This window comes from Streptosporangium sp. 'caverna', assembly GCF_003203775.1.
Lineage (GTDB): Bacteria > Actinomycetota > Actinomycetes > Streptosporangiales > Streptosporangiaceae > Streptosporangium > Streptosporangium subroseum.
Genome location: NZ_CP029711.1, coordinates 1,149,972 through 1,176,899 on the forward strand (window position 1 = coordinate 1,149,972; position 26,928 = coordinate 1,176,899).

Below are 26,928 nucleotides of genomic sequence, written 5' to 3' on the forward strand. Positions count from 1 at the left end.
GGCCCGTTGGAGTTCAATGAAAATCTAATGGGGGTCCGGTTGCGCGGCATGGGAGTGGTCCCAGGCTTCTCCCAGGCTTTATGGCCGGACCCACCGCCCTCGATCCCACCGGGAAAGGGTCGGCAGCCGTCGGGAGATAAAGCCTTCCGCATGGCGATGATCTACCAGGGCATTGTGGTCCGTTCCCGGTGGCAAGCCCTTGAGGTGCGGGCTTTCGGCGGAATGGCGCGGTCGAATGCGGTCGGACTCTCTCCTCTGATTCCCATTGGTTATCGGGGCGTCATCCGGTGTGCCCAAGGCTTTGAGCCTTTCTGGGCGGTCAATGAAGTTCCCTCCAATACCGTGGGATTCAGGTTCTGCGCCGCGTCGGTGTCGTCTCCGTCGTTTCCGTTCTCTTCATTGTTTTCGACACCGATTCGGCGTCCCGTCAGCCCGGGTATCGCCCAGGCGTGAACTGGTTTGACATGGAGTGATCCATCATGATCAAAGTCAGGAACGCTCTCGCAGCTGGAACGATGGTGGCGTCCGCTCTCATCGCACCCGTGACGATGCCGGCCCAGTTCGCCAGCGCCGACACCGTGGCCCGGACCACCTCCACGACCTCGACCTTCACCGCCCTCCAGAAGCCCTGCCGCAAGCACAAGAACCCCGACAGGTGCCGCCTCCGCCGCGGCGCCGGCCACGGTCTCGGCGGTGGCGGCGGCACGGGAACGGGCACGGGAACGGGCACCGGCAGGGCCGGCGGCATCGGCATCACCGACGACACCAGTCCCGCCAGCGGCGGGTCGGGCGGCAGCGGCGCCGGCGTCAACAACTGAGCGGCGGTATCAACGACCGACCCGTGGGCGGCGGCTCTCCGAGTCGCCGCCCACGCCGCGTCACCGCGCGTCCGTGAATTCCGCCGGACCGTTCGCCGTTTGACGGCCGGCGACGTGTGCGCCGGATCGGCCACCGTCGAATGCGGCGAACGCAGCCGAATACAGCGAACACGGCGAACGGCCCGGCGACCACAAGCCCGATGTCCTCAACAAGACGAGGAAAAGCATTCTCCGGTCGTTTGAGTAGTCAATGCCATACTCTTAGTCACGAAATCCTGCTTCCCCCTAGGTAGGAGCGTGTCGATGGACGGCTCGGACGGCCGGATCGTGGTTCTCGTGGTGATCGCGGTGATCCTTTTCGCTGTCGGGCGGCGCTTCCAGCGGACGATGGACACGTGGGCGGGATGGGGAAAGGCCGTCAAGGCGGCGGCGGACGCGGCGGAGAAGATCCCGGGGGCGAGATCGGCGGCGTGGGCGGCGGTCCGGAGCATGATCGTGGTCGGCCTGGGGGCGCTGATCCTGTTCGCGGTGGTCGCGAACGCGATCCGGTTCGGATGAGACCCCGGCCACGGGACGGCTCTCAGCGGACGACGAAGAAGTCGGCCGCCTGTCTCGGCGCGCGGTCCCGGGGCGGGGCGGCCGGATGGCCGATCGCCACGGCTCCCATCGGGTCCCAGTCGAGGGGCAGGTCGAGGACCTCCCTGACCACGTCGCGGCAGAACATGGTGGACGACACCCAGGCGGAGCCCAGGCCCTCCATCGCGAGCTGAACCAGGAAGTTCTGCACCCCGGCGCCCATCGCGACCACGAACATCTCCCGCTCGCTCGTGTTGCGCCGGTCGTCGCGGTAGGTGTGCGAGCCGTCCATGACCAGGCAGGGCACCGCGAGGTACGGCGCCGCGCGCAGTACGTCGCCACGCCTGATCCGCTTGGCGATCGACTCCTCGGAGAAGCCGTCGCCGCGCAGGTCGGTGATCCACGCCTCGCGCATGGCGTCGAGCAGCTTCTCGCGGACCCCCGCCGACTCCAGCAGGACGAACCGCCACGGGGTCGTGTGGTGCGGGGCGGGCGCGGCGATCGCGGCGTCCACCGCCCGGCGGACCCCGGCGCCGTCCACGGGCCGGTCGGAGAACTCGCGGATGGTCCTGCGGGCGAAGAGCACGTCGCGGGAGCCGTACCGGAACATGTCGTCCTCGGACGGGCGGACCAGTTCGCGGACGCCCGGCCCGTGCTCCTCGGTGGTGTACTCCGCCATGCCCCTGATCACGGCCACCGGGGTCTGCGCGAGCTTGCCCTTGACCAGGTCCCCGGCCGCGGCGAACTCGTCGGCGACGGCGGTCAGGGTGACCTCCAGCGCGTTGCCGTGGTCGTCGGACAGGCCCCGGTAGTCGAGTGCGGGGGTCACCCCCGCGATGCCGACGGCCATGTCGGTCTGGCCGTTGCGCCAGGTGCGGCCGAACGTGTCGGAGATGATCACGCCGACCGACACGCCGAGCCGTTCCCGGATGCCGGTGCGGATGGCCGCGGCGGAGGCGTCCGGGTCGACGGGCAGCAGCACGACGGTGCCGGGCTCGGTGTTGGAGGCGTCAACCCCGGCCGCGGCCATGACAAATCCGTGCGTGGTCTGCGCGATCACCGTCTCACCCCGGCGGGCGACCACCCGCGTGGTCTCGCCGGCGATCGCCTCGTTGCGGCTGACGCCCCGGAGGGTCCGGCCCTCGGCCTTGCTGGAGATCTTGGAGGTGACCACGAGGATGTCGCCGTCGCGCAGACCCGGCATCGCCGCGGCGATCAGCTCGCCGACGTCGTCGCCCTCCCGGACCTCGGGAATCCCGGGAATCGGGAAGATCTCCACCCTGATGTCGGAGGGGCCTTCCTTCCCGCGTCTGATCCTGCTCACCGGGCGTCCTCACCCTGCGGCGCGGTGCCTCGCCGGGCGGCGATCTCCGTGGCCAGGTCGAGGGCGGCCTGGGCGATGGCCCCGGCGGACTCGACGTCGTGCATGATCAGGGGGCGGGCCTCGACGAGGACACCGTCGAGGGCGGTCCCGGCGTCCTCCTCGGCGACCAGCCAGCCGTCCATCAGCGGCGAGCCGTACAGCTCCAGGACCGCCTGGGCGGTGGTGTCCACGCCGATCGCGGTGAGGCAGGCGTCGGCCATGCCCCGGACGGGAGCGCCGCCGATGATGGGGGAGACCCCGACGACGGTTTTGGCCTCGAGAGCCTCGCGAATGCCCTTGATCTGCAGGATCGTGCCGATGCTGACGACGGGGTTGGACGGGGGCAGGATCACCACGTCGGCGTCGGCGATGGCCTGGAGCACCCCGGGGGCGGGCTTGGCCTCGTCCGCGCCGACCAGGATGATCTGCTCGGCCGGGACCGAGGCGCGCAGCCGTACCCACCACTCCTGGAAGTGGACGGCCCGGCGGCCCTGCTCGTCGGAGATGACCACGTGGGTCTCGGTCCGGTCGTCGCTCATCGGGATCAGCCGCACGCCCGGCTCCCAGCGTGCGCACAGCGCCTCGGTGACCGCCGAGAGCGGGTATCCGGCGTCGATCATCTGGGTGCGCACGATGTGGGTGGCGAAGTCGCGGTCGCCCAGGCCGAACCACTGCGGCTCGACGCCGTAGGCGGCCAGCTCCTCCTTGACGACGTACGACTCCTTCTGCCGTCCCCAGCCCTGCTCCTCGTTGATGCCGCCACCCAGGGTGTACATCACGGTGTCCAGGTCGGGGCAGACCCGCAGACCGTAGAGGCTGATGTCGTCACCGGTGTTGCCGATGACGGTGATCTCTGAACTGGGAGTTACGGCGAGGAGGCCACGGAGGAAACGGGCTCCTCCGATTCCGCCCGCGAGGGCCACAATGCGCATGTCGTCCAGTCTTCCATTTGGTGGGCCTGGCCGTTCTAGGGGGCGTCCAGGGGAGTGTGGGACAGTCTTTTCATGATCGTTATGATCATCGTCCGCGCTGGCGAGGCCGCCTGGCCCAATGTCCGAAATATGGGGCAATAGGGTTCAATGTAGTACTTATGAGATTGGTGGGCTTCTTGAGACCACCGACACCAAAGTCGGCCATGTGCAAAACTGGCCCGGGTTTACCTAAAGACCCTATGGGGGTAGTTGTGATCAATGTCGAGGCAGGCCGGCTTCGAGAAGCGGCTGCATGGCTCATGGTCGCCGTCGCGTCTATGGGCGTTCTCGTCGGCATCGAACGGCTGCTGTTCGGCGGGTTGCCTTTCGCCCTTCGTGCGGTGGGATACGTGGGTGATCTCACTTCGCCGGTGGTCACGGCGCTGCTTGTCGGCGCGGTGCTGCTGGCCAGTCACCTGGGCCCGGTGATCACGCGGTTCAACCTCATGGTCTACGCGGCCGTGGGCACCCTTGGGCTCTCCGCGCTGTTCGGCCTGGTCGGACTGTTCGGCGGAGTTTTCAGCGGTGCGACGGACCTCATGCAGAAGATCGAGTTTCTTCTCCCCAGTCTTCCCGCACTCGGGTTGACCGTGGTCGCTCTGCTCTACCTGCTGCCGAAGGCGACTTCGGCCCGCGCCCCGGCAGGCGGCAACCGCTCCGAGGCGGCCTTCGGCCGTCCCCAGGAGCAGTACGCCTACGCCCAGGGGCAGGCTCCCGCGCATGGATACGCGCCTCCCGGACAGGCCCCCTCCCAGGGACAGCCACCCGCTCAGGGGTACGCGCCCTCCGCGGGACAGCCCTCCCAGGGCCAGGCTCCCGCTCAGGGGCACGCCCCTCCCGTGATGGGTCAGGCGCCCTCTCACGCACCCGCCCCGCAGGGCGGGCACGGGCATGTTCAGGGACAGCCACCCCAGCAGGGCTTCCAGCCGCAGGATCAGGCACCGCAAGGTGGGCACGCCTATGCGCAGGAGGCTCCGCCCGCTCCGGCTCCGGCACCCCACGTTCCGTACAGCCCGCCGGCGCTCCCGCCCGGGCCCAGCGCCGCCAACGCCTCCGAGACGTACGGTCAGCCCGCGGAGGGATACGGCCAGCCGCAGGGAGGCGCCTACACCCCGCCGGCGAACGACGGATACTCCCAGGCCGCCTACGCGCAGCCGTCTCCGGAGAGCCAGCAGTACGGCACCCAGCCGGGCGCCTACGCTCAGCCTCCCTCGGAGGGCCAGCAGTACGGCGCCCAGACCGGCGGCTACGCGCAGCCTCCTGCGGAGGGTCAGCAGTACGGGGCTCAGCCCGGCGCCTACGCGCAGCCTCCCTCGGAGGGCCAGCAGTACGGCACCCAGCCGGGTACCTACGCGCAGCCGGCTTCGGAGGGGCAGCCGTACGGCGCTCAGCCCGGCGCCTACGCGCAGCCTCCTGCGGAGAGTCAGCAGTACGGCGCCCAGCCGGGCGCCCACGCTCAGCCTCCCTCGGAGGGCCAGCAGTACGGCGCCCAGACCGGCGCCTACGTGCAGGCTCCGCAGCAGCCCGCCCCGCAGGCTCCGCCCGCTCTCCCGACCCCGCCGGCCGAGGTCTACACCCCGAGCCCGTACGTCGCGGCGGACGTCCAGCCGCCGGCCCCGCCCAAGCCCTACGAGCCGCCCGCGGCCTACGACCCGCTGAACTACTCCGCTCCCCTGGAGCAGTCGTCGGCCCCGGCCTACACGGACTCGCAGCTTCCGAGCTACGGACAGCACTCCGAGACCCAGCCGGGCTACACCCAGCAGCCCGATTCCCAGCGTCAGGGTTACGGGCAGCAGGAGCCTCAGGTTCCGGGTTACGGGCAGCAGGACTCGCAGAACTACGCCCAGCAGCCGAACGCCCAGCCTTCGGGTTACGGGCAGCAGCCCGAGACGCAGCAGATCCCCGGCTACGGACAGCAGCAGGACTCGCAGAGCTACACCCAGCAGCCCGACTCCCAGCGTCCGGGTTACGGGCAGCAGGAGCCTCAGGTTCCGGGCTACGGACAGCAGGACTCGCAGAACTACGCCCAGCAGCCGGATCCCCAGCTCTCGGGCTACGGGCAGCAGCCCGAGGCGCAGGCACCGCCGTCGTACGCACCGGCGGAGAGCCGCCCCAACCTGTCCTTCGAGAGCCAGTCGCAGTCGTCCTTCCCGCAGCCGCCGGAGAACTACGGCCAGCCGTTCCCCGGATACTCCGGCACGGAGTTCGGCCGGCCGGCCGAACAGAACCCGCAGTATCCGGCGCCGGCCCCCGATCCGGTGGACCTCCGCTCCCAGCAGATCGCCCAGGCATACCAGCAGGCGGAGAGCTACCAGCAGCAGGCGCAGGGCACCGAACCGCAGTTGCGGGTCCCGGATTACCCCGAACACACGGCCTACCCGGAACAGGCCGCCCCCCCGAGCAGCGGGAGCTACGACGACCCGTTCGGTCACCCGCAGACCCCGCAGACCTCCCAAACCCCACCGGCCGCGCAGCCATACCAGCCGCAGACCAGCCACCAGTGGGACTCCTCGGCCGAGGCGACACTCCGTTTCGACCCGAATGCCTACCAGGCGGACCCGCTCGGCGCGCCCGGCCCCGCATCCAGATCTTGGGACTCCCAGCCCATAGACCCCACGGCGATCTACAAGCCAGAGCGATCGGCCCAGGTCACGGAAGAGGAAACCCCCGATAGAGAGAGGGTGGGCCCCGGTCAGGATCAGAACATGTCCTGGTACGGTTCCGACCGCCGAGAGCACTGAAGGGCCAGGCGATCGTCACGATCGCATGGGGCGATCACCGTCGTGGCGAGCACACGACCCAGCACCGGGGAGAGCAGGTCTTTCCCCGGATACCGGCATGCCGCTTGACGCCACACGGGGCGCGCGCGTGTAATTACACACGTGTTGTTACGCCTTTCCTCTGGGTGGGTAAGAGGGAGGCGTTCATATGGGGGGCTCCATTTGCGGGCGTGCGGCAGGGAGGTGTGCAGTGACCGACCTGGTCATCGCACAGGACAGCATCGCTGAAGAGCAGCTTGGCTGGCAGGAACGCGCCTTGTGTGCGCAGACCGACCCCGAGGCGTTCTTCCCGGAGAAGGGAGGCTCCACTCGGGAGGCCAAGAAGGTATGCCGCTCCTGTGAAGTGCGTGCCGAGTGCCTTGAGTACGCACTTGAGCATGATGAGCGGTTTGGCATATGGGGTGGGCTCTCCGAGCGGGAACGCCGCCGGATCAAGCGTGAGGCAGTCTGACAGGCAGTGCGTGGCGTCCGTTGAGGACGCTTGACGAATATCTCCAGGGGTCACGTGGCCGGCCGGTCGCGTGACCCCTTTTTTGGATACGACTGTGTATATGACCAGGCATAAGACGTAGAGGGACATAGGGTGCCGTATCGTTGTCGCCGATCAGCACCCCCCTCTGAACCGCGGGACGTATGTCCATCACCGACCCCCCACGCACCCACCACACCGTCACCGCGATCGTCGTGTCCCACGACGGCGCCCGCTGGCTGGGGGAGACCCTTGAGGCACTGCTCAAGCAGACCCGGCCCGTGGACCGGGTCGTCGGGGTGGACAACGGCAGCAGGGACGGCAGCGCCGCACTGCTGACCGGTTCCCTCGGCCCGAACGCCGTGCTCACCCTCCCCCGCTCGACCGGCTTCGGCCAGGCCGTCGCCGAGGTGCTCGACCGCCTGGGACCCGGCGGGGGGCAGGAGTGGATCTGGCTGCTGCACGACGACTGCGCGCCGGACGCCCGAGCCCTGCAGACCCTGCTCTGGGCCGCGGACCAGGATCCCAAGGCCGGAGTGCTCGGCCCGAAACTCCGCGACTGGATGGACCGGCGGCTCCTGCTGGAGGTCGGCGTCACCGTCGACCGTACGGGCCGCAGGGACACCGGGCTGGAGGCCCGCGAGTTCGACCAGGGACAGTACGACGACGGCATCAAGGACGTGCTCTCGGTCTCCAGCGCGGGGATGCTGATCCGCAGGGACGTCTGGGACGAGGTGGGCGGGCTCGACCCCGCCCTGCCGCTGTTCCGTGACGACCTCGACCTGTGCTGGCGGGTCAGGGCCGCCGGGCACCGCGTGCAGAACGTCCCCTCGGCGGTCGCCTGGCACGCCGAGGCCGCCACCCGCCGCCGGCGTCGCATCACCGCCAGCGGTGACCACCCCCGCCGCCTGGACCGTCGTAACGCCATCTTCGTGGTCATGGCGAACCTGCCGTTCCGGCCCCTGCTGTGGGCGCTGATCCGCAACCTGTTCGGCTCGATCTTCCGTACGGTGCTGTTCCTGGTGGCCAAGCAGCCCGCCAACGCGATGGACGAGTTCGCCGCGTTCGGCTCGGTGTTCGGTCATCCCACCCGGATCATCAGAGCCAGGCGCGCCCGGGCCAAGGGGCGCAAGCAGAGCTACGCGGCGATCAGCCGGCTGCTGACCCCGCCGGGCGCGGGCTACCGGCGGCTCGCGGACCGGGCCCAGAGCTACCTCGCCGGGGCCGGTTTCGTGGAGTCGGCGGGCAGGCACCATCTCGTGGCCCCCACGCAGCTGGAGGAGGAGGGAGAGGAGCTGCTCGCCGATGCCGGGGTGCTGCAGCGAACCTTCAGCAATCCGGGCGTCCTGCTCTTCCTGGCACTGGCCCTGGTCACACTGGTCGCGGAGCGTGCCCTGCTCGGCGGCGCCAGGATGGGAGGCGGCGCGCTCGTCCCGGTGGTCGGCGGGGCCTCCGACCTGTGGAACCTCTATACCGAGGGATACCACCAGACGGGTCTGGGCAGCGACGGGTGGGCTCCGCCGTACGTCGCGGTGCTGGCCGCGCTGTCCACGGTGCTGCTCGGCAAGACCTGGCTCGCGGTCTCCCTGCTCCTGCTCGGCTGCGTGCCGCTGGCCGGGTTCTCCGCCTACGCGGCGACCCGGTCGTTGATCTCCGGACGGTGGACCCGCGTCTGGCTGGCCTCCTCCTACGCGCTCCTGCCCGTGGCCACCGGCACGATCTCCGCCGGACGGCTCGGCACCGCCGTGGTCTTCGTGCTGCTGCCCGTCTACGCGGCGCTGGCCACCACCGTGCTCGCGGGAGAGCGCCGCCGCGCCCGCCGCGCCGCCTGGGGCCTCGGTCTCCTCCTGGCCGTCGGTACGGCCTTCGCCCCGCTGGTCTACCCCCTCACCGCGATCCTCGGCGCGCTGGCCGCATTGGCCTTCCCGCGCAGGGGCGTCGTCGTCTCGGTGGTCATCGCGTTCGGGGTCCCGCTGCTACTGCTGTTCCCCTGGCTGGCCCAGATGGCCAGGAACCCGGGGCAGCTCCTGCTGGAGGCCGGGCTGCACCAGCCCGGCCTGGTCGACCCCCGGCTGCCCGCCGAGTCGCTGCTGCTGCTCAGCCCCGGCGGTCCCGGAATGCCACCGCTGTGGGTGACGGGAGGCCTCATCGCCGCCTGCCTGGGCGCGCTGCTGATGCGCCGCAACCGGATGATCATCGCGGTCGGCTGGGGCGTCGCGCTCTTCGGCGTTCTGGTGGCGATCCTGGTCAGCAGGACCCCGGTCACCTCCCTGAACGGCGATGCCCAGGCGCCCGCCTGGCCGGGAGTGCCGCTGGCCTTCGCCGCCACGGGCATGCTCATCGTGGCCGCCCTCACCGCCCACCGGATCGTCGAGTTCCACGCGGCGGGCGGGACGCGCAGGATCGCCGCACTGGCCGTCGTGCTCGTCGCGTTCTCCACACCGCTGCTCGCGGCGGGCATGTGGATCACCAAGGGCGTGGAGGGGCCGATCAGCGGAACCGTGCGCGAGGTGGTCCCCGCGCTGGCGGCGGTCAACTCCGCCGGCGGTGAGCGGACCCTGATCCTCCGCGCCAAGCAGGGCGCGCTGACCTTCACCGTGCTGCGTGGCCGGACCCCGGTGGTCGGCGAGGCCGACATCCCCGTGCCCGACGGCCCCCGCGAGCAGGTCCGCATCGCCGTGGCCGGGCTGGTGTCGGGCAGGGGCGGCGACGACGCCCGCGTGCTGACGACCCACGGCGTGCAGTACGTCGTGATGACCGCGCCGGTGGATCCGGAGATCAGCCACTCGCTGGACTCCCAGCCCGCCCTGGCCAGGATGAGCCTGTCCCGCACGGTCGGCGTGTGGCGGCTGGTCCAGCCCGCCACCCTTCCCCCTGCCCCGCCCGACGACCCCTGGCACAGTCGCTGGCTCTGGGCACAGGCCCTGATGGTGCTGGTCGTCTCGGTCCTGGCGGCGCCCGGCTCACGGACCGAGACCGACGAGCAGGTCCCGCAGGACAGGTCCGAGCCCGTGAGAGAGCTGGCAGCCCGGTGAAATCCCTGATCGAGAACAGGTTCGGCCTCCTGGTCCTCGTCCTGGTGGCCCTGCTCGCCCTGTACGGCGTGGCCTTCGCGACCCAGCCGAAGGCCGTCGCCACGCCCGTGCCCAAGGCTCAGAAGGTGCCCGTCGCCTCCGTGACGGCCGTCTGCCCCGATCCCGGCGAGACCGACGTCGGCGTGGTCACCCCGCCGGGCGGCCAGGGTCCGGGAGCCACGACGCTCGACGCGAAGGGCAAGACCCTCGCCACCCTGGACACCCCCGGCAACCTCTGGCACGAGAAGATCCCCGCGAAGTCTCCGCCCCTCGTCGTGACGGCCACCGGGAGCATGGCCGCGGGCCTGGAGGCGGCGCAGACCCGCGAGGAGACGGGGGGCGCGCAGCGGGGGCTGGCCGGAGTGCGCTGCGCCGAGCCGGTGGCGAGCACCTGGCTGATCGGGCCGGGACCGTCCGCGGCCGACGTCACGCTCCACCTCACCAACGCCGACCTCGCCCCGGCCATCGTGGAGATCATGGTCTACTCCGGCGAGGGCCCGGTGGTCGGCGACTCCGGCGGCGCGTTCACGATCAAGCCGGGCGAGAGCCGTACGATCGACGTCAGGGACCTGGCGTCCTCACCCCTGGTGATGGCCGTCGAGGTGCGCACCAGCTCCGGCAGGGTCACCGCCGCGGCCCGGGCGGTCATGAACAACGGGCGGGGCGTCGACTGGCTGCCGGTGTCCGCCGCTCCCGCGACCCGCGTCGTGGTGCCGGGCATCCCGGGCGGCGGCGGCAAGCGCGAGCTGCTCGTCGCCTCCATATCCGAGGCCGACACCCTGGTCGAGGTCAAGGCGCTCACTCCCGACGGCACCTACGCCCTCAAGGGCCGCGAGCTGGTCGAGGTGCCCGCGGGCTCCGTCGCCACCCTCGACCTGTCCAGCGGGATCGGCGGTCAGCCCTCCGCGCTCGTGCTCACCTCGGACACGCCGATCGTGGCCGGGGTGATCGTCACCGGAACCGGCGCGAGGAGCGAGGTGGCCTTCACCGCCGGGGCGACCCCGATCGACCTGGGCAGCGTGGTCGCCGACAACCGCACGGGCGGCAAGAAGAGCTCCCGGCTCCTGCTGACCGCGCCGGGGGCGGCGGGGAAGGTGAGCGTGCAGGTGGTGCCGCGCAAGGGCGAGGCGCCCCCGCCGTCCGAGGTGAACATCGCGGCGTCACGGACCAGGGAGATCAAGCTGCCCAAGATGGGCGACGCCTTCTCGGTGGTCGTGCTGCCGCTGCCGGGGTCGGGGCCGGTGTACGGCGGGCGGGTGATGGACGAGCCGGTCAAGGGCGGCCTCGTGCTGACCGCACAGCCGCTGGCCCCCGCCCGCCTGTGGGCGCTGGTTCCCCCGATCACCGAGTCGGTGGCGACGGTGCTGCCCTGAAGCCTTGAGGCGCTGAACCTCGGGGTGCCGGAGCTCAGGGGGCCCGGAGCGCCGGGGCCGGAGATCAGTCGTCGTCTTCGAAGCCGGGGTCGATCGACTCCGGGGACAGCCCCAGGAGCCCGGCGATCTGCTCGACCACCGCGTCGTGGACCATCGCGCCGAGGTGGTCGCGGTCACGGGCGCGGCCCTCCAGGGGGCGCCGGTAAATGATCACGACGGCCGGGCGGCTCCCCGCGGCGGGCTCGGACCGGCCGAACGGGATCGGCTCGCCGCTGAGAAGCTCGGGGCCGTCGCCCAGGTCGCTGATCGGCGGCACCTCCTCGACCGCGAACTCCACCGACGCCAGCTGCTTGGCCCAGCGGGGTTTGAGCCGATCCACGGCGTCCAGGACGAGGTCGTCGAAGCGTTCGCTGCGGGCCTTGGCGATCGGCACGTGGGAGGGCGCGAGCGGACCGCGCAGGCCGCGGCCGTGTCGGTCGCGTCTGCGGGGAGGGCGGGGACTACCGGGTGCCGAACTCACGGCCCAAGCTTAGACGTGCCTGGAGCGGGCGCGGGAAGAAGTCGCGGCGGGGAAAGTTCAATCAGGGGGCGTAAGCCGTACAGGCGGGTGGAAGCCGGGACACGTGTCCGAATTGTGGCGACACGCTCGTTAAGAGCGCTCAGATAGTGGCGCCTCGGACGCTTACCGGATACGGTCCCACCGTGAGCCCCGTCCGCCGCTGTTCCCGCACCGCGTGCAGTCAGCCTGCCGTTTTCACGCTCACGTACGTCTACGCCGATTCGACCGCTGTTCTCGGGCCCTTGGCGACGTACGCCGAGCCGCACTGTTACGACCTGTGTGCCGAGCACGCCGAGCGGCTGACCGCGCCCCGCGGCTGGGAGGTGGTCCGCCTGCCCACAGACGGAGCACCGCCGAGCACGGACGATCTCGAGGCCCTCGCCAACGCGGTCCGCGAGGCCGCCAGGCCCGCTCCGACCGACGGCACCGAACCGGTCGGCCAGGGGGTCGAGGTCGGGCGGCGAGGCCATCTGCGAGTGCTCCGTTCGGCTCAGCCCCAGCGCGACCGTTGACCCTACTAGTCTGGGATCAGCAGACACGACGTAAAGGGCGGAGCTGGAGTGGGCGACCTCGCCAAGATCTTCAAGGCGTATGACGTTCGAGGCGTCGTGCCGGACGAGTTCGACGAGGAGACGGCGGAGGCGGTCGGTGCGGCCTTCGTGGAGGTGACCGGCGCGCGGACCGCCGTCGTGGCCCACGACATGCGCGCCTCGTCGGGACCTCTGGCCGAGGCCTTCACCCGCGGGGCGACCTCGCGGGGAGCCGACGTCGTCAACACGGGTCTGGGCTCCACCGACCTGCTCTACTACGCGAGCGGCAGTCTCGCCCTGCCCGGTGTGATGTTCACCGCCAGCCACAATCCGGCCCGCTACAACGGCATGAAGATGTGCAGGGCGGGCGCCGTGCCGATCGGGAGCGACACCGGGCTCACCCAGATCCGCGACCGGGCCGCCGAGATCCTGAAGGCGGGCGACGTCGACGGCAACGGCCCCGTCGGGACCGTGTCCACGCGGGACCTGCTGCGAGGTTATGCCGACCACCTGCGCGCGCTGGTGGACCTGTCGGGCATCCGGCGCCTGCGGGTCGTGGTCGACGCGGGCAACGGGATGGGCGGTCACACCGTCCCGGTGGTGTTCGAGGGGCTGCCCGTCGAGCTGACCGCCCTCTACTTCGAGCTGGACGGCGACTTCCCCAACCACGAGGCCAACCCGATCGAGCCGGAGAACCTGCGCGACCTGCAGAAGGCCGTGCTCGACGTCGGCGCCGACATCGGCCTGGCCTTCGACGGCGACGCCGACCGCTGCTGGGTGATCGACGAGCGCGGCGAGTCGGTCTCCCCGTCCACGATCACCGCGCTGGTCGCGGCGCGCGAGCTCGCCAAGCATCCGGGCGCCACGATCATCCACAACCTGATCACCTCGCGGGGCGTTCCGGAGATCGTCGCCGAGCACGGCGGCAGGCCGGTCCGCACCCGGGTGGGCCATTCGTTCATCAAGGCCGAGATGGCCAGGACCGATGCGGTCTTCGGCGGCGAGCACTCCGCGCACTACTACTTCAAGGACTTCTGGTTCGCCGACTCCGGCATGCTGGCCGCGATGCACGTGCTGGCCGCACTGGGCGAGCAGGACCGGTCACTGTCGGAGATCCTCGCCGACTACACTCGTTACGCGGCCTCCGGGGAAATCAACAGCACGGTCGCCGACCAGGTGGGAGCGACCGAGCGGGTCCGTGAGACGTTCGCCGCCCGAGACGATGTCACCCTCGACGAGCTGGACGGTCTGACCGTCTCCGGCCCCGGATGGTGGTTCAACCTTCGTCCGTCCAATACAGAGCCGTTGCTCAGGCTGAACGCCGAGGCGGCCGACGAGATTCAGATGGCAGCGATCAGGGACGAAGTCCTCGCTGTCGTGAGGAGCTGAACGAGTGAAGATCGACGACTGGCTGCTGGAGATCCTGGCCTGCCCCAACTGCAAATCCCCCTTGCGCGCCGAACTCGAGACGGACGAGCTGTTCTGCACCTCCGCCGACTGCGGCCTGGTCTATCCGGTCCGGGACGACATCCCGGTGCTGCTGGTGGACGAGGCGCGAAAGTCGTGAACTGGGAGCCGGATCGGCTCGACGATCAGAAGCAGCTGACCGAGGGCGACCCGGCGGGCATGTTACGGGCGGTGGCCACCTCGGCGGCACAGGTCCGCACCTCCCGCCGCGCCGCACGCGAGGCGGATCTGTCGGCGCTGGCCAGGGATGGCCGGCCCCGTGCCATCGTGGTCGTGGGGATGGGCGGGTCGGGCCTCGCCGGTGACATCCTCAACGTGGTGTGCGGCCCCGGGGCCCCTCTGCAGATCGTGACCGTGCGGTCCTACCGGCTGCCCGGCTGGGTCGGCGCGACCGACCTGGTGATCGCGGTTTCATATTCGGGCAGGACCGAGGAGACGCTGGCGGCGGCGACCGAGGCCGTCCGCCGAGGATGCCGCCTGCTCGCCCTGGGCGCGCCCGACTCGCCGCTGCATGCGATCGCCCGCCAGGCGGGCGCGCCGTTCATACCCGTCGAGGGCGGCGGGCAGCCCCGCGCCGCCGTGTGGGCGCTGACGACCCCGCTGGTCGTCGCCGCCGCCGAGCTCGGCCTGATCGAGGCCGGCGAGGAGGTGTTCGAGGGCGTGGCCAAGCGTCTGGAGGACATCGCCCATCGCTGCCGCCCGGCGAGCGAGTCATTCATCAACCCGGGCAAGTCGCTGGCCATGGAGATCGCCGAGACGGTGCCGATGATCTGGGGGTCCTCGCCGCTGGCCGCCATCGCGGCCTACCGGTGGTCCTGCCAGCTCAACGAGAACGGCAAATATCCCGCGGTCTGGGGTGAGATCCCCGAGGTCAACCACAACCAGATGGCCGTCTTCGACGGTCCGCTGGCCGGGCGGGACATCTTCGCCGACGAGAGCGGGCGGTCGCTACGGCTGTTCGTGCTGCGTGACGTGGAGGAGCATCCGCGGGTCGCGAAGCGCCGCGAGACGTCCGTACGGCTGGCGCAGGATCGGGACGTTCCGGTCACCCAGATCCTCGCCGAGGGGACCCATCCGCTGGAGCGGCTCGCGACATTGATCGAATTGGGTGACTACGCGAGTACATACCTCGCTCTGGGGTACGGGATCGACCCGAACCCCGTGTCGGCGATCACAGAACTCAAGGCGAGAATTTCCCAATAGGATCCTGTCTCGACCTTTTCGGGACAACGTAAGTGGAGGTTCCCGTGAGTGCGGGCGGCGGTACTAGGGCGATCATCGCGGCACTGGCTGCGAACCTTGCGATCGCGGCGGCCAAGTTTGTGGCGTTCCTCTTCACGGGTTCGTCGTCCATGATCGCCGAGTCGGTGCACTCGGTGGCAGACTCGGGTAACCAGGCGCTGCTGCTCCTCGGAGGCAAGCGCGCGCAGCGGGCGCGTACCTCCGAACATCCCTTCGGGTACGGCCGGGAGCGATACTTCTACGCCTTCGTGGTGGCGGTCGTGCTGTTCACGATCGGCTCGGTGTTCTCGCTCTACGAAGGCTGGCACAAGATCAATGGCCCGCATGAGGAGCTTACGTCTCCGGTGTGGGCCTTCAGCGTGCTGATTTTTGCGATCATCGCGGAGGGCTTCTCGTTTCGGACCGCGATCAAGGAGTCCAACGCGGTCCGGGGCAACCAGTCCTGGGTGCAGTTCATCCGCCGCTCCAAGTCGCCCGAACTGCCGGTCATCGTGCTGGAGGACCTGGGCGCGCTGGTCGGCCTGGTTCTCGCGCTGTTCGGTGTGACGATGGCGGTGATCACCAAGAATGTTGTCTGGGACGGCATCGGCACCCTCGCCATCGGCATCCTGCTCGGGGTCATCGCGATCGTTCTGGCGGTCGAGACCAAGTCGCTGCTGATCGGCGAGGGCGCGGGCCCGGAGATCGAGAAGCAGATCCTCGGCGCGCTGGAGAGCACGCCCGAGGTCTCCCGGGTCATTCACATGCGCACGCTCCACCTGGGTCCCGAGGAGATCCTGGTCGCCGCCAAGATCGCGGTGGACCACGACGACACGGCCACCGAGGTGGCCCGCGGGATCAACGAGGCCGAGCGGCGCATTCGCGAAGCCGTCCCGATAGCCCGCGTCATCTACCTTGAGCCCGACCTCGACAGAGCCAAGATCAACGGCACCGTCTGACCCCGGCGCCTCACCCCGCCGGGGCGAGGACGCCCGGCTATCTCGAACGCGGAGGGGCTCCGACACCATGGTGTCGGAGCCCCTCCGCGTTCGTCCGGGTCCGCCCCGTGCGGCGTCTGAATCCCCATGCCCGGCCGGGCCTGGACGGCTCGAGTACGCGGCGGGTGCGAGGCGGCTCAGTCGCGCGGGATGACCAGGCCAGACTCGTAGGCGTGGATGACGGCCTGGGTCCGGTCGCGCAGGCCGAGTTTGGCCAGCAGCCGGGCCACGTGGGTCTTGACGGTGTGTTCGGTGACCACGAGACCGGCCGCTATCTCGGCGTTGGAGAGGCCCCGGGCGATCAGCCGCAGGACCTCGGTCTCACGCGGCGTCAGCGGGCTGCCGGCCGGAGGCGGCCGCCGCTGCCGGGAGAACTCGGCGATCAGCCGCCTGGTGATCCTCGGGGCGAGCAGCGCGTCGCCGCGGGCCACCGTCCTGACGGCCTCGGCCAGGTCGTTCGCCGGGACGTCCTTGAGCAGGAACCCGCTCGCCCCCGCGGTGAGCGCGTCGTACACGTAGTCGTCCAGATCGAACGTGGTGATCATGATGACCCTGGTGGTCTCGGTCTCCAGGATCCGGCGGGCCGCCTCGATCCCGTCCATCACCGGCATCCGGATGTCGAGGAGCGCGACGTCGGGACGGGTCTCCCGCGCCAGCCGTACGGCCTGCGCCCCGTCGGGGGCGGTACCCACGACGGTGAGGTCGGGCTGGGCCCGGAGCACCGCCGCGAACCCTCGCAGCACGACCGGCTGATCGTCGGCGATCAGCACGCTGGTCCGGTCGTCCGCCGGTGCCGTGCCGGGAAGACCGGCGTGATCGCCCGGGGACGTCGGGCCCGAGGGGGACCGGTGGCGGTCGGGGGAGGTCATTCCAGGGGGAGTCCCGCCTGGATGAGGAAGCCTCCGGCGGGACCGGGACCGGCTCTGAACCAGCCGCCCAGGGCCAGGGCGCGCTCGCGCATGCCGACCAGGCCGTGCCCGTCCGAGGTGCTTCCGGCCGGGCCGGGGCCGTCGTCGGCGATGCGCAGCACCAGCATCGCCGGGCGGTAGGTGAGCTCGATCGAGACGCGGGCGCCCGGAGCGTGGACGCGGGCGTTGGTCAGCGCCTCCTGGACGATCCGGTAGGCCGAGACGTCCACGGCCCGGGGCACGGGTATCCGCTCGCCGACCAGGTCCAGGTCCACCTGGCCGTCGTGCCGGTCGAGGAGCTCGGGGAGCCGGGACAGCCCCGGTTGCGGTGCGGTCTCCGGGGTCGCGGGGATGTCGGCGCGGAGCACCCCGAGCAGGCGGCGCATCTCGGTGAGCGTGGTGCGGGCAGAGGCGGCGATCTCCGAGAATTCCTGCTTCGTCCGGTCATCGAGGTTTTCGAGCGTGTAGGGCGCGGTCTCCGCCTGGACGGCGATCATCGAGACCGAGTGGGCCACGATGTCGTGCATCTCCCGCGCGATCCTGGCCCGTTCGGTCATCGCGGCCCACTCTCTGAGCGTTTCCAGGCTGTCGGTGCGGATCTCCTCGATCTCCGTGTGGCTCAGGTGCAGGTTGGCGAGCAGGGTCATGGCGCCGATCAGGGCCGCTCCGAGGAGAACGAAGGGATCCGTGAAGCCGGCGCCGGTGAGCCAGCTTGCCGCCAGGAACAGGACGACGGCCGATCCGCCGAGGTGCCACGTGGCGCGGCGGCCCAGCTGCCTGACGAGCGTGTAGAAGGTCAGCAGCCCGGACGCGAGCAGGGCGCCGGATACGGCGCCGGGCGCGACGCCGCTGAGGAGCAGGCCCAGGCCGCCGGCCAGGGTGAGCGCGACCACCGACCGTGGCGCGATCCTGCGGGCCATGTGCGGCACCGTCGCCAGGACGCCCATGACGGCCTGAACCGCCGAGGTGTCCTCGAAGGAGAGCCCGGTGAACAGGAAGACACAGAGGACGCCACCCGCCACGATGTCCAGAAACAGGAGCGAGGCGGGGACGGGTGGCTTCAGCTCCTCTACGGAGCGTTCTTCGGGAGACAGCGGAACGGCTGCGTTCATGCAATGAATTGTCGTGATCCGCAGGGTCCGCGTCGTCACTCCTAGGAGCGACGTTGGAGGAGGCGCAGCGCCTTCTCCTTCTCGAAGTCCAGGGCCCGTCGCGGGGCCTGGACGCGGCCGATCCGCAGTCCCAGCTCCCGTACGGCCTGCGCCACCGTGGGCTCGCTCAGCATCCGCAGCGCGAATGCCAGCTCGGCGGGGGAGATGTCGAACCTCTTCTCCAGCTCCAGGCTCTGGGCCACGGCCGCGAGCTCCTCGGGGCCGAACCGGCGGTGCGCGCCCTGGTTCCTGACCGGGGGGAGCAGGCCGAGCGCCTCGCGGTAGCGGAGCATCCGGGGGGACATGCCCAGCCGTTTCGCGGCCTCGGTGATGCGCATCGTCGAGCCCTTTCCAGGAAACCTTACATTCTTGTGTCAGGTTACCCCTCCAAAAGATGCGCGGAGCGGTATCACCCGCCTAAACTTGCACCGTCGACGTTTCCGGTGGAGCGGCGAGCCCGGCCCGAGATCGAAGCGAGATCGCGAGAACAACGCGATCGGCGAGGGTGCGAGGCGAGCGCGACCATCAATCAGAGGGGTAATACATGGACTTCAAGGTCGCCGACCTTTCCCTTGCGGCCTTCGGGCGCAAGGAGATCCAGCTCGCCGAGCACGAGATGCCGGGCCTGATGAGCATCCGTGCGGAGTACGCCGAGGCCCAGCCGCTGGCCGGTGCGAAGATCATGGGCTCGCTGCACATGACCATTCAGACCGCCGTGCTCATCGAGACCCTGGTCGCGCTCGGCGCCGAGGTCCGCTGGGTCAGCTGCAACATCTTCTCCACCCAGGACCACGCGGCCGCCGCGGCCGTCGTCGGCCCGAACGGCACTCCCGAGGACCCGCAGGGCGTCCCGGTCTTCGCCTGGAAGGGCGAGACCCTGGAGGAGTACTGGTGGTGCACCGAGCAGGCCCTCTCGTGGCCCGGCGGCGGCGGCCCCAACATGATCCTCGACGACGGTGGCGACGCCACCATGCTCGTCCACAAGGGCACCGAGTACGAGAAGGCCGGCGCCGTTCCCAGCGCGGTCGAGGACGACCCGGAGGAGTGGAAGATCGTTCTCGATCTGCTCAGCCGTACGGTCTCCAGTGAGAACCGGTGGACCCAGGTCGCCTCGGGCATCAAGGGCGTCACCGAGGAGACCACCACCGGTGTCCACCGTCTCTACGAGATGTTCAAGACCGGCTCGCTGCTCTTCCCGGCGATCAACGTCAACGACTCGGTGACCAAGTCGAAGTTCGACAACAAGTACGGCTGCCGCCACTCGGTCATCGACGGTCTCAACCGCGCCACCGACGTGCTGATCGGCGGCAAGGTCGCCCTCGTGGCCGGCTACGGCGACGTCGGCAAGGGCTGCGCCGAGGCGCTCAAGGGTCAGGGCGCCCGCGTCATCGTCACCGAGATCGACCCGATCTGCGCGCTCCAGGCGGCCATGGACGGCTTCCAGGTCACCACGCTGGACGAGGTCGTCGATATCGTCGACATCTTCGTCACCACGACCGGCAACTTCAACATCATCACGGCCGACCACATGGGCCGGATGAAGCACAACGCCATCGTGTCCAACATCGGTCACTTCGACAACGAGATCGACATGGCCGGACTGGCCAAGATCCCGGGCATCGAGAAGACCGAGATCAAGCCGCAGGTCCACACCTGGCGCTTCCCCGACGGCCGTCAGATCCTCGTGCTCGCCGAGGGCCGCCTGATGAACCTGGGCTGCGCCACCGGCCACCCCTCGTTCGTCATGTCCAACTCCTTCACCAACCAGGTGATCGCCCAGATCGAGCTGTTCACCAAGACCGACGCCTACCCCGTCGGCGTCTACGTGCTGCCCAAGCACCTGGACGAGAAGGTCGCCCGCCTCCACCTGGACGCCCTGGGCGTGAAGCTCACCACGCTCACCAAGACCCAGGCCGAGTACATCGGCGTGGACGTCGAGGGCCCCTACAAGTCGGACCACTACCGCTACTGATCGACTGTTCCACAAGGCCCCCGCAGCTCTGCGGGGGCCTTCGGGCGATATAGGGAGAAACGTGGACAGCGCGCTGGTTGCGGCGGGGGAGCGGCGGATCGGATGGGCGGCGCGGGCGATGCCGGTGCTCACCGCCGTCGGGGAGCGGTTCGCGGCCGAGCGGCCCCTCGAAGGTCTGCGGATCGCCGCGTGCCTGCACGTGACCGCCGAGACCGCCGTGCTCATGGGCGCGCTGAAGGCGGGCGGAGCCGAGATCGCGCTGGCCGCGTCGAACCCCCTGTCCACCCAGGACGACGTCGCCGAGGCGCTCCGCGACTACGGGGTCACCGTGCACGCGCAGGCCGGGGTGACCATGGAGACCTACTACCGCCACATCCACCAGGCGCTCGACATCCTCCCGGACATCGTCCTCGACGACGGCTGCGACCTGGTCAACATCCTGCACACCGAGCGCACCGAGCTGCTGGAGACGGTCTCCGGAGGCTGCGAGGAGACCACGACCGGGATCATCCGGCTCCGGCAGATGGCCGCCGAGCAGGCGCTGAGGTTCCCCGTGGTGGCGGTCAACGACACCCGGACCAAGCGGATGTTCGACAACCGGTACGGCACCGGCCAGTCCACCCTCGACGGCATCATGCGCGCCACCAACACCCTGCTCGCGGGCAAGACCGTGGTGGTCGCCGGGTTCGGCTACTGCGGGCGGGGCGTGGCCGAGCGGGCCAGGGGCCTGGGCGCCCGGGTGGTGGTCACCGAGATCGACCCGGTCAAGGCGCTGGACGCCTCCCTGCAGGGTTACGACGTGCGATCGATGGCGAGCGCCGCCCGCGCCGGAGACGTGTTCGTCACGGTCACCGGCAACCGCGACGTGATCAGGGGCGAGCACCTGGCGGTGATGAAGGACGGCGCGATCCTGGCCAACGCCGGCCACTTCGACGTCGAGATCGACGTCCGGGCCCTGGACGACCTGGCGCAGGCCGTGCACCGGGGCGTACGCCCCAACACCGACGAGTACGTCCTCGCCGACGGTCGCAGGCTCCTGCTGCTCGCCGAGGGCCGCCTGGTGAACCTGACGGCCGCCGAGGGGCATCCGGCCGCCGTCATGGACATGTCCTTCTCCGCCCAGGCGCTCGCCATCGCGTGGCTGGCCCGCGAGCGCGAGCGGCTGGCGCCGGGCGTCTACGACGTGCCGGAGGAGATCGACGTGGAGGTGGCACGGCTGAAGCTGGCCGCGGCCGGGATCGAGGTGGACGAGCTGACCTCGGACCAGCGGGACTATCTCCACTCGTGGCGGATCGGCTCGTAGCCCGCTCATGGCCTCGCGGTCCGCAGGCCGTTCGAGGTCGTTCAGCGGGCGGTTCCGTGACCGGGAGCCCTCGGGGCCCTTCATCGGTGTTCCGCGGGCCGTTCCGTCAGCTGTTCGGCGACCGGGAGCCCTCGGAGGCCTTCAGCCCCGCAGCGTCGCTCACAGTGAGGCCCCCATCTCCAGCATCCTGCGGATCTCGGCGCTCTGGGTGGCGGTGACGTCGTTGGCGAGCTCCTCGATCTTCGGATGTGAGCCGCCGATCAGGACCTGCTCGGACATCGTGACCGCGCCCTGGTGATGGGCGGTCATCAGCTGGAGGAAGAGCCGGTCGAAATCCTTGCCGGAGGCGGCCGTGAGAGCCTCGATCTGCTCGGGGGTGGCCATTCCCGGCATGCCCGCGTGGCCGGCGTGGTGGTCCGGCACCTTCTGGCCCTCCTGCTGCAACCAGGAGGTCATGTACTGGATCTCCGGCCCCTGGGCGTCCTTGATGCGCGAGGCCAGACCCTTCAACGCGGTGGAGTCGGCCCGGGTCGGGGCGAGGGACGCCATGTCGATGGCCTGCCGATGATGAGTGATCATGTTCTGGACGTACGTCACGTCCACCGCGTTGGGGGTGGGCGCGGGCACGGCCACGGCGGCCTCGCTCGGGCTGAGCGTCTTGGCGGGCTCGCCCGGCCGGCCGGGCGCGATGATCGGTGCCGTGGACAGCGCGGTGGCCGGTTTCTCAGCGGAGCTGCACGCGCTGAGAGACAAGGTGACGGCGACCATGGCGATAAGCGCGACGCGCACCCGACCTCCTTCTTGAAACTGCTGCGACGGAAGACCGTAACCTTTTTTGGGCCGATGAGTAAAGACGGCATGTCGGAAGCAACTACTGACACAGTGATGGCTTGCGTCACCGGTAGGACAGGATGAACTATTTAGGCATTTATGCGCACCTTATAGCGCATGTGTCGAGGAGGTTCACGAGTGTTCACCCCCCTCAGGAAGGGCCTGACCGGCCGATTCCTGGTCGCGAGCGGAGTCATCGTCGCGATGGCTCTGTCAACCGGCCCCGCACAGGCAGCGGACATCCCTGCGCCTGGCCAGATCGTCATGAGCTCGAACATCCAGCACGTCCTCAATGTGCCCAAGCCGGCAGAACTGACGAACATCCACACCGACATGGCGTTCCAGGGCAACTACGCCTTCGTCGGCAACTACAACGGCTTCTCGATCTACGACATCAAGAAGCCGGAGAAGACCTCGCTCGTCAGCTCGGTGATCTGCCCGGGCTCCCAGATGGACGTGATCGTCTCCGGGAACCTGCTCTTCGGCGCGGTCGACTCCTCCCGTAACGACGACTCCTGCAGCAGTGTCGGGCAGGCGGCGTCGGTCAAGGAGTCGTGGGAGGGCGTCCGGATCTTCGACATCAGCGACAAGAAGAACCCGAAGTACATCAAGTCGGTCGAGACCAACTGCGGCGCGCACACCATCACCATGGTTCCCGGCAAGGGCAGGGACCGTCGCAACGTCTACCTGTACGCCTCCTCCTACAGCCCCTCGGCGAGCTTCCCCGACTGCCAGCCGCCGCACGACAAGATCTCGGTCATCAAGGTGCCGCTGCAGAATCCGGCGGAGGCGGCGGTCGTCAACACCCCCGTCCTCTTCCCGGACGGCGGCAACCCCGGTGACCCGTCGACCGTGGTCTACCCCTTCCGCACCTCCGCGACGACCGGTTGCCACGACATCACCGCCTACCCGGAGAAGAACATCGCGGCCGGAGCCTGCATGGGCGAGGGCGTGCTCTTCGACATCTCCGACCCGGTCAACCCGAAGGTCACCGCGACGGTCCGCGACGACGAGAACTTCGCGTTCTGGCACTCGGCGACGTTCAACAACGAAGGCACCAAGGTCATCTTCACCGACGAGCTCGGTGGCGGCGGCGCGGCCACCTGCAACGAGGCGATCGGCCCGAACCGCGGCGCCAACGGCTACTACGACATCAAGCGCGGCCAGATGGTGTTCAAGGGCTACTTCAAGATCCCGCGTCACCAGGCCGACACGGAGAACTGTGTCGCGCACAACGGCTCGCTGATCCCGGTCAAGGGCAAGGACATCATGGTCCAGGCCTGGTACCAGGGCGGCCTGTCGGTCGTGGACTTCACCGACTCCTCCAAGGCCAAGGAGATCGCGTTCTTCGAGCGCGGCCCCGACAGCACCGCCTCCCCGCTGAGCGGTGGCTTCTGGTCGGCCTACTACTACAACGGTTACATCTACGCCAGCGACTTCAACCTCGGCCTCGACGTCATCAAGATCAACGATCGACGTACGGACGACGCCAAGAAGGTCAAGTACGACGGCCTCAACACGCAGACCCAGGCCTCCTACCGTGAGGGTGGTCGCGACGACCACGACGGTCACGGCGACGACGACCACAACGGTCACGGCGACGACGACCACGGTGACCACGGCGGTCACGGTGGCGGCCACGGCGGCCACTAGCAGTCCTTTGGGGCGGCGGGGACCTTGGTCCCCGCCGCCCCAAAAACCGTAAACTGTAAACTTTTCTGACACCTTAGTAAAGGTGTCAAAATATGCACTTCTTATGGCATGGCGGGTCTAGTGCACCTGACTGTCAGGACGGACAATCTGCATATTTGAATATGCAGACTGTCCCCCAGGAGGTGCCCGAGTGTTCGCTTCCCGAAGGATCGGCCGGACGTTGGTCGTGGTGGCAGCCGCCGTCGCGACGCTGATGTCCACGACGTCCGCCCAGGCCGTCGACATCCCGCCGCCCGGTGAGATCGTCACCAGTCCGAACGTCTCGCACGTGACGAACGTTCCCAAGCCCGCCGGGCTGGAGACCACGATCAACACCGACATCGCCTTCCAGGGTGACTATGCCTACGTGGGCAACTACGGTGGTTTCTCGATCTACGACATCAGGGACCCGAAGCGGACCAAGGTCGTCAGCAGCGTCGTCTGCCCCGGCTCCCAGATGGACGTGGCCGTCTACGAAGACCTTCTGTTCACCGCGGTCGACAACTCCCGAAGTGACGACTCCTGCAACAGCGTCGCCCAGCCCGCGACGGTCAAGGAGTCATGGGAAGGCGTCCGGATCTTCGACGTCAGTGACAAGAAGAATCCGAAGTACATCAAGTCGGTCGAGACCAACTGCGGCTCGCACACCCTGACCATGGTCCCGGGCAAGGGCAAGGACCGGCGCAACGTCTACCTCTACGTCTCCTCCTACAACCCGAACGTCACGTTCCCCGACTGCCTGCCGCCGCACGACAAGATCTCGGTCATCAAGGTGCCGCTGCGCGAGCCGACGGAGGCGGCGGTCGTCAGCGCCCCGGTCGTCTTCCCCGACGGGGGCAACGAGACCCAGCCGGGCCTGCTGCTGCCGACCAGCGGCTGCCACGACATCACCGTCTACGCGGAGAAGGACATCGCGGCCGGAGCCTGCATGGGTGACGGCGTGCTCTTCGACATCTCCGACCGGGAGAACCCCGTGATCACCGCGCGGGTCACGGACCCGAACTTCGCGTTCTGGCACTCGGCGACGTTCAACAACGAGGGCACCAAGGTCATCTTCACCGACGAGCTCGGTGGCGGCGGCGCGGCCACCTGCAACGAGGCCACCGGTCCGAACCGCGGCGCCGACGCCATCTACGACCTCAGGCGCGGCCGGTTCGTGTTCAAGAGCTACTTCAAGATCCCCCGCTACCAGGCCGACACGGAGAACTGCGTCGCGCACAACGGCTCGCTGGTCCCGGTCAAGGGCAGGGACATCCTGGTCCAGGCGTGGTACCAGGGCGGCGTCTCGGTCGTGGACTTCACCGACTCCGCACACCCGAAGGAGATCGGCTTCTTCGAGCGCGGACCGGAGCCCAACGGCGGCGGGGGCGGCATCTGGTCGGCTTACTACTACAACGGTTACGTCTACGGCAGCGACTTCCACAACGGATTCGACGTCATCAAGATCAATGACAGGCGTACGGATCCGGCCAGGAGCGTCCGCCTGGACCGGCTGAACGTGCAGACCCAGGCCTCCTACGGAGGGCACGGCCACTGATCACCGGCGAAGGGGTGGCGGGTCGTCCCGCCACCCCTTTTTCATGTCCGTACGGCGTGTGCTCTATCCGAGGAGTCCGTGTCCGTACGCCGTGCGCTCCATCTGAGGAGTCCGTGTCCGTGCGGTGCGCCTGTCTCGGGTATCCGTGACGTGCGGTGTGGCGCTGTCTCGGGCATCCGTGTCCGTACGGCGTGCGCCTTGTCTCAGGCCGGAGGGACGAAGCCGCCGGAGGTGGGGCCGGGCGCCGGCTCGGACGGCCGCGGCGCGGGTGGCGGGGCCGCGGGACCGGGCATCGGGCGGGCGGCGGCGGGGGGCGATGGGTGAGAAGGCGGTCGCTGCGGCGCGGGTGGCTGGAACTGCGGCCGCTGGGAGTTCGAATAGGGCTGGAGCGCATGGGGCTGAGACGACGGGTACGGCTGGGGCGCGTAGGGCTGGGACGACGGGTAGGTCTGGGGCGCGTAGGGCTGGGACGGGTAACCCTGGGGCGCGTAGGGCGGCTGCTGCGCCGGCCACTGCGGGGAGGGCCGACGCGCACCGGCCTGCTGCGCCAGCCGTACCTCATCCCGGCGGCGGCGCTCGGCCAGGACGGCGGTCAGGTAGGCGAAGGGCGGCACGCCCGGCGGTGGGGGCGGAGACACGAAGGCCGACATCTCGGTGGCGATGCGCACGCCCATCTCGTGCTGGACGGCGGGAGCCAGGTCGTGCCAGCGCATGAGATATTGCCTCGCGGTGTCCGCGATCCCCTCGGGCAGCCGCGACAGCTCCAGCGTCGCCGCCCACGTGGCGAGCTGCGGCGGCATGTCCAGTATCGGACCGTAGTTCCGGGGCGCGCGCTCGGAGATCACCATGGTGCCCGCGAAGATGTCGCCGAGCCGCTTGCCCTTCTCCGAGATCAGCGAGCTGATCAGGGCGGGGGCGCCGCCGAGCGTCCAGAACTCCAGGATTCCCGCCAGCCCGCGGAACAGGGCCTGCCGGAACCGCTCAGGGCTGCCGTCGTCGCTGACGACCCGGAGTCCGAGGGCGAGTTTGCCCAGGCTGCGGCCGCGCGAGAGCGTTTCGAAGGCCACCGGATAGCCGACGATCACGAGCACGGTGAGCACGAGATAGATCACCGCTGTCAGGGCCGGATCGGAGGTGAAGGACACGACGCCGACCAGGTAGGACGCGCCGAACAGCGTCACGAGCTGGACCACAATGTCGATCAGCAGCGCCGCGGTCCTGCTGGCCAGCTGAGCGACCCGGACTTCGACGATTACGGCTTCGCCGGTTACGACATCGGACACACTTAGCACCTTACCCATTCGGGACAGATTCCCGTCCTGGCCGCCCGCCTCG

The 26,928-nt window shown here is 69.4% G+C and carries 23 protein-coding genes; 15 read left to right on the plus strand and 8 right to left on the minus strand.

Going from position 1 to position 26,928, the window contains the following annotated elements; genetic code table 11:
* Window positions 1-479 precede the first annotated feature (479 nt).
* Window positions 480-818: a hypothetical protein gene (locus DKM19_RS05300; protein WP_162641308.1), complete on the plus strand. Its 339-nt coding sequence runs from the start codon at window positions 480-482 to the stop codon at window positions 816-818.
* A 303-nt stretch (window positions 819-1,121) separates the two neighbouring features.
* Window positions 1,122-1,376: a hypothetical protein gene (locus DKM19_RS05305; RefSeq protein ID WP_110694737.1), complete on the plus strand. Its 255-nt coding sequence runs from the start codon at window positions 1,122-1,124 to the stop codon at window positions 1,374-1,376.
* 22 nt (window positions 1,377-1,398) lie between these two features.
* On the opposite strand, the gene DKM19_RS05310 is transcribed toward DKM19_RS05305, so the two are convergent.
* Together DKM19_RS05310 and cofD are read right to left on the minus strand one after the other, a co-directional pair.
* Window positions 1,399-2,718, minus strand: coding sequence for a coenzyme F420-0:L-glutamate ligase (locus DKM19_RS05310; protein ID WP_239514093.1), 1,320 nt, complete (start codon window positions 2,716-2,718; stop codon window positions 1,399-1,401).
* A complete protein-coding gene (cofD, locus tag DKM19_RS05315; protein WP_110694738.1) occupies window positions 2,715-3,689 on the minus strand; it encodes a 2-phospho-L-lactate transferase in 975 nt (324 codons plus the stop codon). Before cofD ends, DKM19_RS05310 begins: the two co-directional genes overlap by 4 nt.
* Window positions 3,690-4,006: 317 nt before the next feature.
* Between cofD and DKM19_RS05320 the strand changes: the two genes are divergently transcribed.
* The 4 genes from DKM19_RS05320 (at window position 4,007) to DKM19_RS05335 (ending at window position 11,424) form a co-directional block, all read left to right on the plus strand.
* A complete protein-coding gene (locus tag DKM19_RS05320; RefSeq protein WP_162641309.1) occupies window positions 4,007-6,469 on the plus strand; it encodes a hypothetical protein in 2,463 nt (820 codons plus the stop codon).
* A gap of 229 nt (window positions 6,470-6,698) precedes the next feature.
* Window positions 6,699-6,959, plus strand: coding sequence for a WhiB family transcriptional regulator (locus DKM19_RS05325; RefSeq protein ID WP_179282507.1), 261 nt, complete (start codon window positions 6,699-6,701; stop codon window positions 6,957-6,959).
* Window positions 6,960-7,141: 182 nt separating this feature from the next.
* A complete protein-coding gene (locus DKM19_RS05330; RefSeq protein ID WP_110694740.1) occupies window positions 7,142-10,012 on the plus strand; it encodes a glycosyltransferase family 2 protein in 2,871 nt (956 codons plus the stop codon).
* A complete protein-coding gene (locus tag DKM19_RS05335; RefSeq protein WP_110694741.1) occupies window positions 10,009-11,424 on the plus strand; it encodes a DUF5719 family protein in 1,416 nt (471 codons plus the stop codon). The genes DKM19_RS05330 and DKM19_RS05335 overlap by 4 nt, the downstream gene beginning before the upstream one ends.
* Window positions 11,425-11,488: 64 nt before the next feature.
* On the opposite strand, the gene DKM19_RS05340 is transcribed toward DKM19_RS05335, so the two are convergent.
* Window positions 11,489-11,944, minus strand: coding sequence for a metallopeptidase family protein (locus tag DKM19_RS05340; protein WP_110694742.1), 456 nt, complete (start codon window positions 11,942-11,944; stop codon window positions 11,489-11,491).
* 182 nt (window positions 11,945-12,126) lie between these two features.
* On the opposite strand from DKM19_RS05340, the gene DKM19_RS05345 reads away from it, so the two are divergent.
* From DKM19_RS05345 to DKM19_RS05365, 5 genes are read left to right on the plus strand one after another with little or no spacing between them, the layout of a single operon-like run.
* Window positions 12,127-12,495 (plus strand): DUF3499 domain-containing protein, encoded by a 369-nt coding sequence (locus tag DKM19_RS05345; RefSeq protein ID WP_089212826.1) that lies wholly within the window; start codon window positions 12,127-12,129, stop codon window positions 12,493-12,495.
* 48 nt (window positions 12,496-12,543) lie between these two features.
* Entirely contained in the window at window positions 12,544-13,902 is a 1,359-nt protein-coding gene (locus DKM19_RS05350) for a phosphomannomutase/phosphoglucomutase (RefSeq protein ID WP_110694743.1), read from the plus strand.
* Window positions 13,903-13,906: 4 nt separating this feature from the next.
* The gene (locus DKM19_RS05355; protein ID WP_110694744.1) at window positions 13,907-14,080 is read left to right on the plus strand and encodes a Trm112 family protein; all 174 of its coding nucleotides are present in this window, start codon (window positions 13,907-13,909) and stop codon (window positions 14,078-14,080) included.
* Window positions 14,077-15,183 carry a bifunctional phosphoglucose/phosphomannose isomerase gene (locus DKM19_RS05360; protein ID WP_110694745.1) on the plus strand — a complete coding sequence of 369 codons (1,107 nt, stop codon included), beginning with the start codon at window positions 14,077-14,079 and terminating at the stop codon, window positions 15,181-15,183. The genes DKM19_RS05355 and DKM19_RS05360 overlap by 4 nt, the downstream gene beginning before the upstream one ends.
* 44 nt (window positions 15,184-15,227) lie before the next feature.
* Window positions 15,228-16,160 (plus strand): cation diffusion facilitator family transporter, encoded by a 933-nt coding sequence (locus DKM19_RS05365; protein WP_110694746.1) that lies wholly within the window; start codon window positions 15,228-15,230, stop codon window positions 16,158-16,160.
* A gap of 176 nt (window positions 16,161-16,336) precedes the next feature.
* On the opposite strand, the gene DKM19_RS05370 is transcribed toward DKM19_RS05365, so the two are convergent.
* The 3 genes from DKM19_RS05370 to DKM19_RS05380 are packed head-to-tail and all read right to left on the minus strand — an operon-like array spanning window position 16,337 to window position 18,596.
* Entirely contained in the window at window positions 16,337-17,068 is a 732-nt protein-coding gene (locus tag DKM19_RS05370) for a response regulator transcription factor (RefSeq protein WP_110694747.1), read from the minus strand.
* Entirely contained in the window at window positions 17,065-18,219 is a 1,155-nt protein-coding gene (locus DKM19_RS05375; RefSeq protein ID WP_110694748.1) for a sensor histidine kinase, read from the minus strand. Before DKM19_RS05375 ends, DKM19_RS05370 begins: the two co-directional genes overlap by 4 nt.
* A gap of 41 nt (window positions 18,220-18,260) precedes the next feature.
* Entirely contained in the window at window positions 18,261-18,596 is a 336-nt protein-coding gene (locus tag DKM19_RS05380) for a MerR family transcriptional regulator (RefSeq protein WP_110694749.1), read from the minus strand.
* 206 nt (window positions 18,597-18,802) lie between these two features.
* Between DKM19_RS05380 and ahcY the strand changes: the two genes are divergently transcribed.
* A complete protein-coding gene (gene ahcY, locus DKM19_RS05385; protein WP_110694750.1) occupies window positions 18,803-20,230 on the plus strand; it encodes an adenosylhomocysteinase in 1,428 nt (475 codons plus the stop codon).
* A 61-nt stretch (window positions 20,231-20,291) separates the two neighbouring features.
* Entirely contained in the window at window positions 20,292-21,533 is a 1,242-nt protein-coding gene (locus DKM19_RS05390; RefSeq protein WP_204358665.1) for an adenosylhomocysteinase, read from the plus strand.
* Window positions 21,534-21,692: 159 nt separating this feature from the next.
* On the opposite strand, the gene DKM19_RS05395 is transcribed toward DKM19_RS05390, so the two are convergent.
* A complete protein-coding gene (locus DKM19_RS05395; protein ID WP_110694752.1) occupies window positions 21,693-22,322 on the minus strand; it encodes a DUF305 domain-containing protein in 630 nt (209 codons plus the stop codon).
* Between the two features lie 159 nt (window positions 22,323-22,481).
* Here DKM19_RS05395 and DKM19_RS05400 point away from each other — a divergent pair, with 159 nt between their 5' ends.
* Together DKM19_RS05400 and DKM19_RS05405 are read left to right on the plus strand one after the other, a co-directional pair.
* Entirely contained in the window at window positions 22,482-24,017 is a 1,536-nt protein-coding gene (locus DKM19_RS05400; RefSeq protein ID WP_110694753.1) for an LVIVD repeat-containing protein, read from the plus strand.
* A gap of 253 nt (window positions 24,018-24,270) precedes the next feature.
* The gene (locus DKM19_RS05405; protein WP_110705491.1) at window positions 24,271-25,593 is read left to right on the plus strand and encodes an LVIVD repeat-containing protein; all 1,323 of its coding nucleotides are present in this window, start codon (window positions 24,271-24,273) and stop codon (window positions 25,591-25,593) included.
* 203 nt (window positions 25,594-25,796) lie between these two features.
* Here the strand turns inward: DKM19_RS05405 and DKM19_RS52710 are convergent, their stop codons facing one another.
* On the minus strand, window positions 25,797-26,876 hold the full coding sequence (locus DKM19_RS52710) for an RDD family protein (RefSeq protein ID WP_305000298.1): 1,080 nt from the start codon (window positions 26,874-26,876) through the stop codon (window positions 25,797-25,799).
* Window positions 26,877-26,928 lie beyond the last annotated feature (52 nt).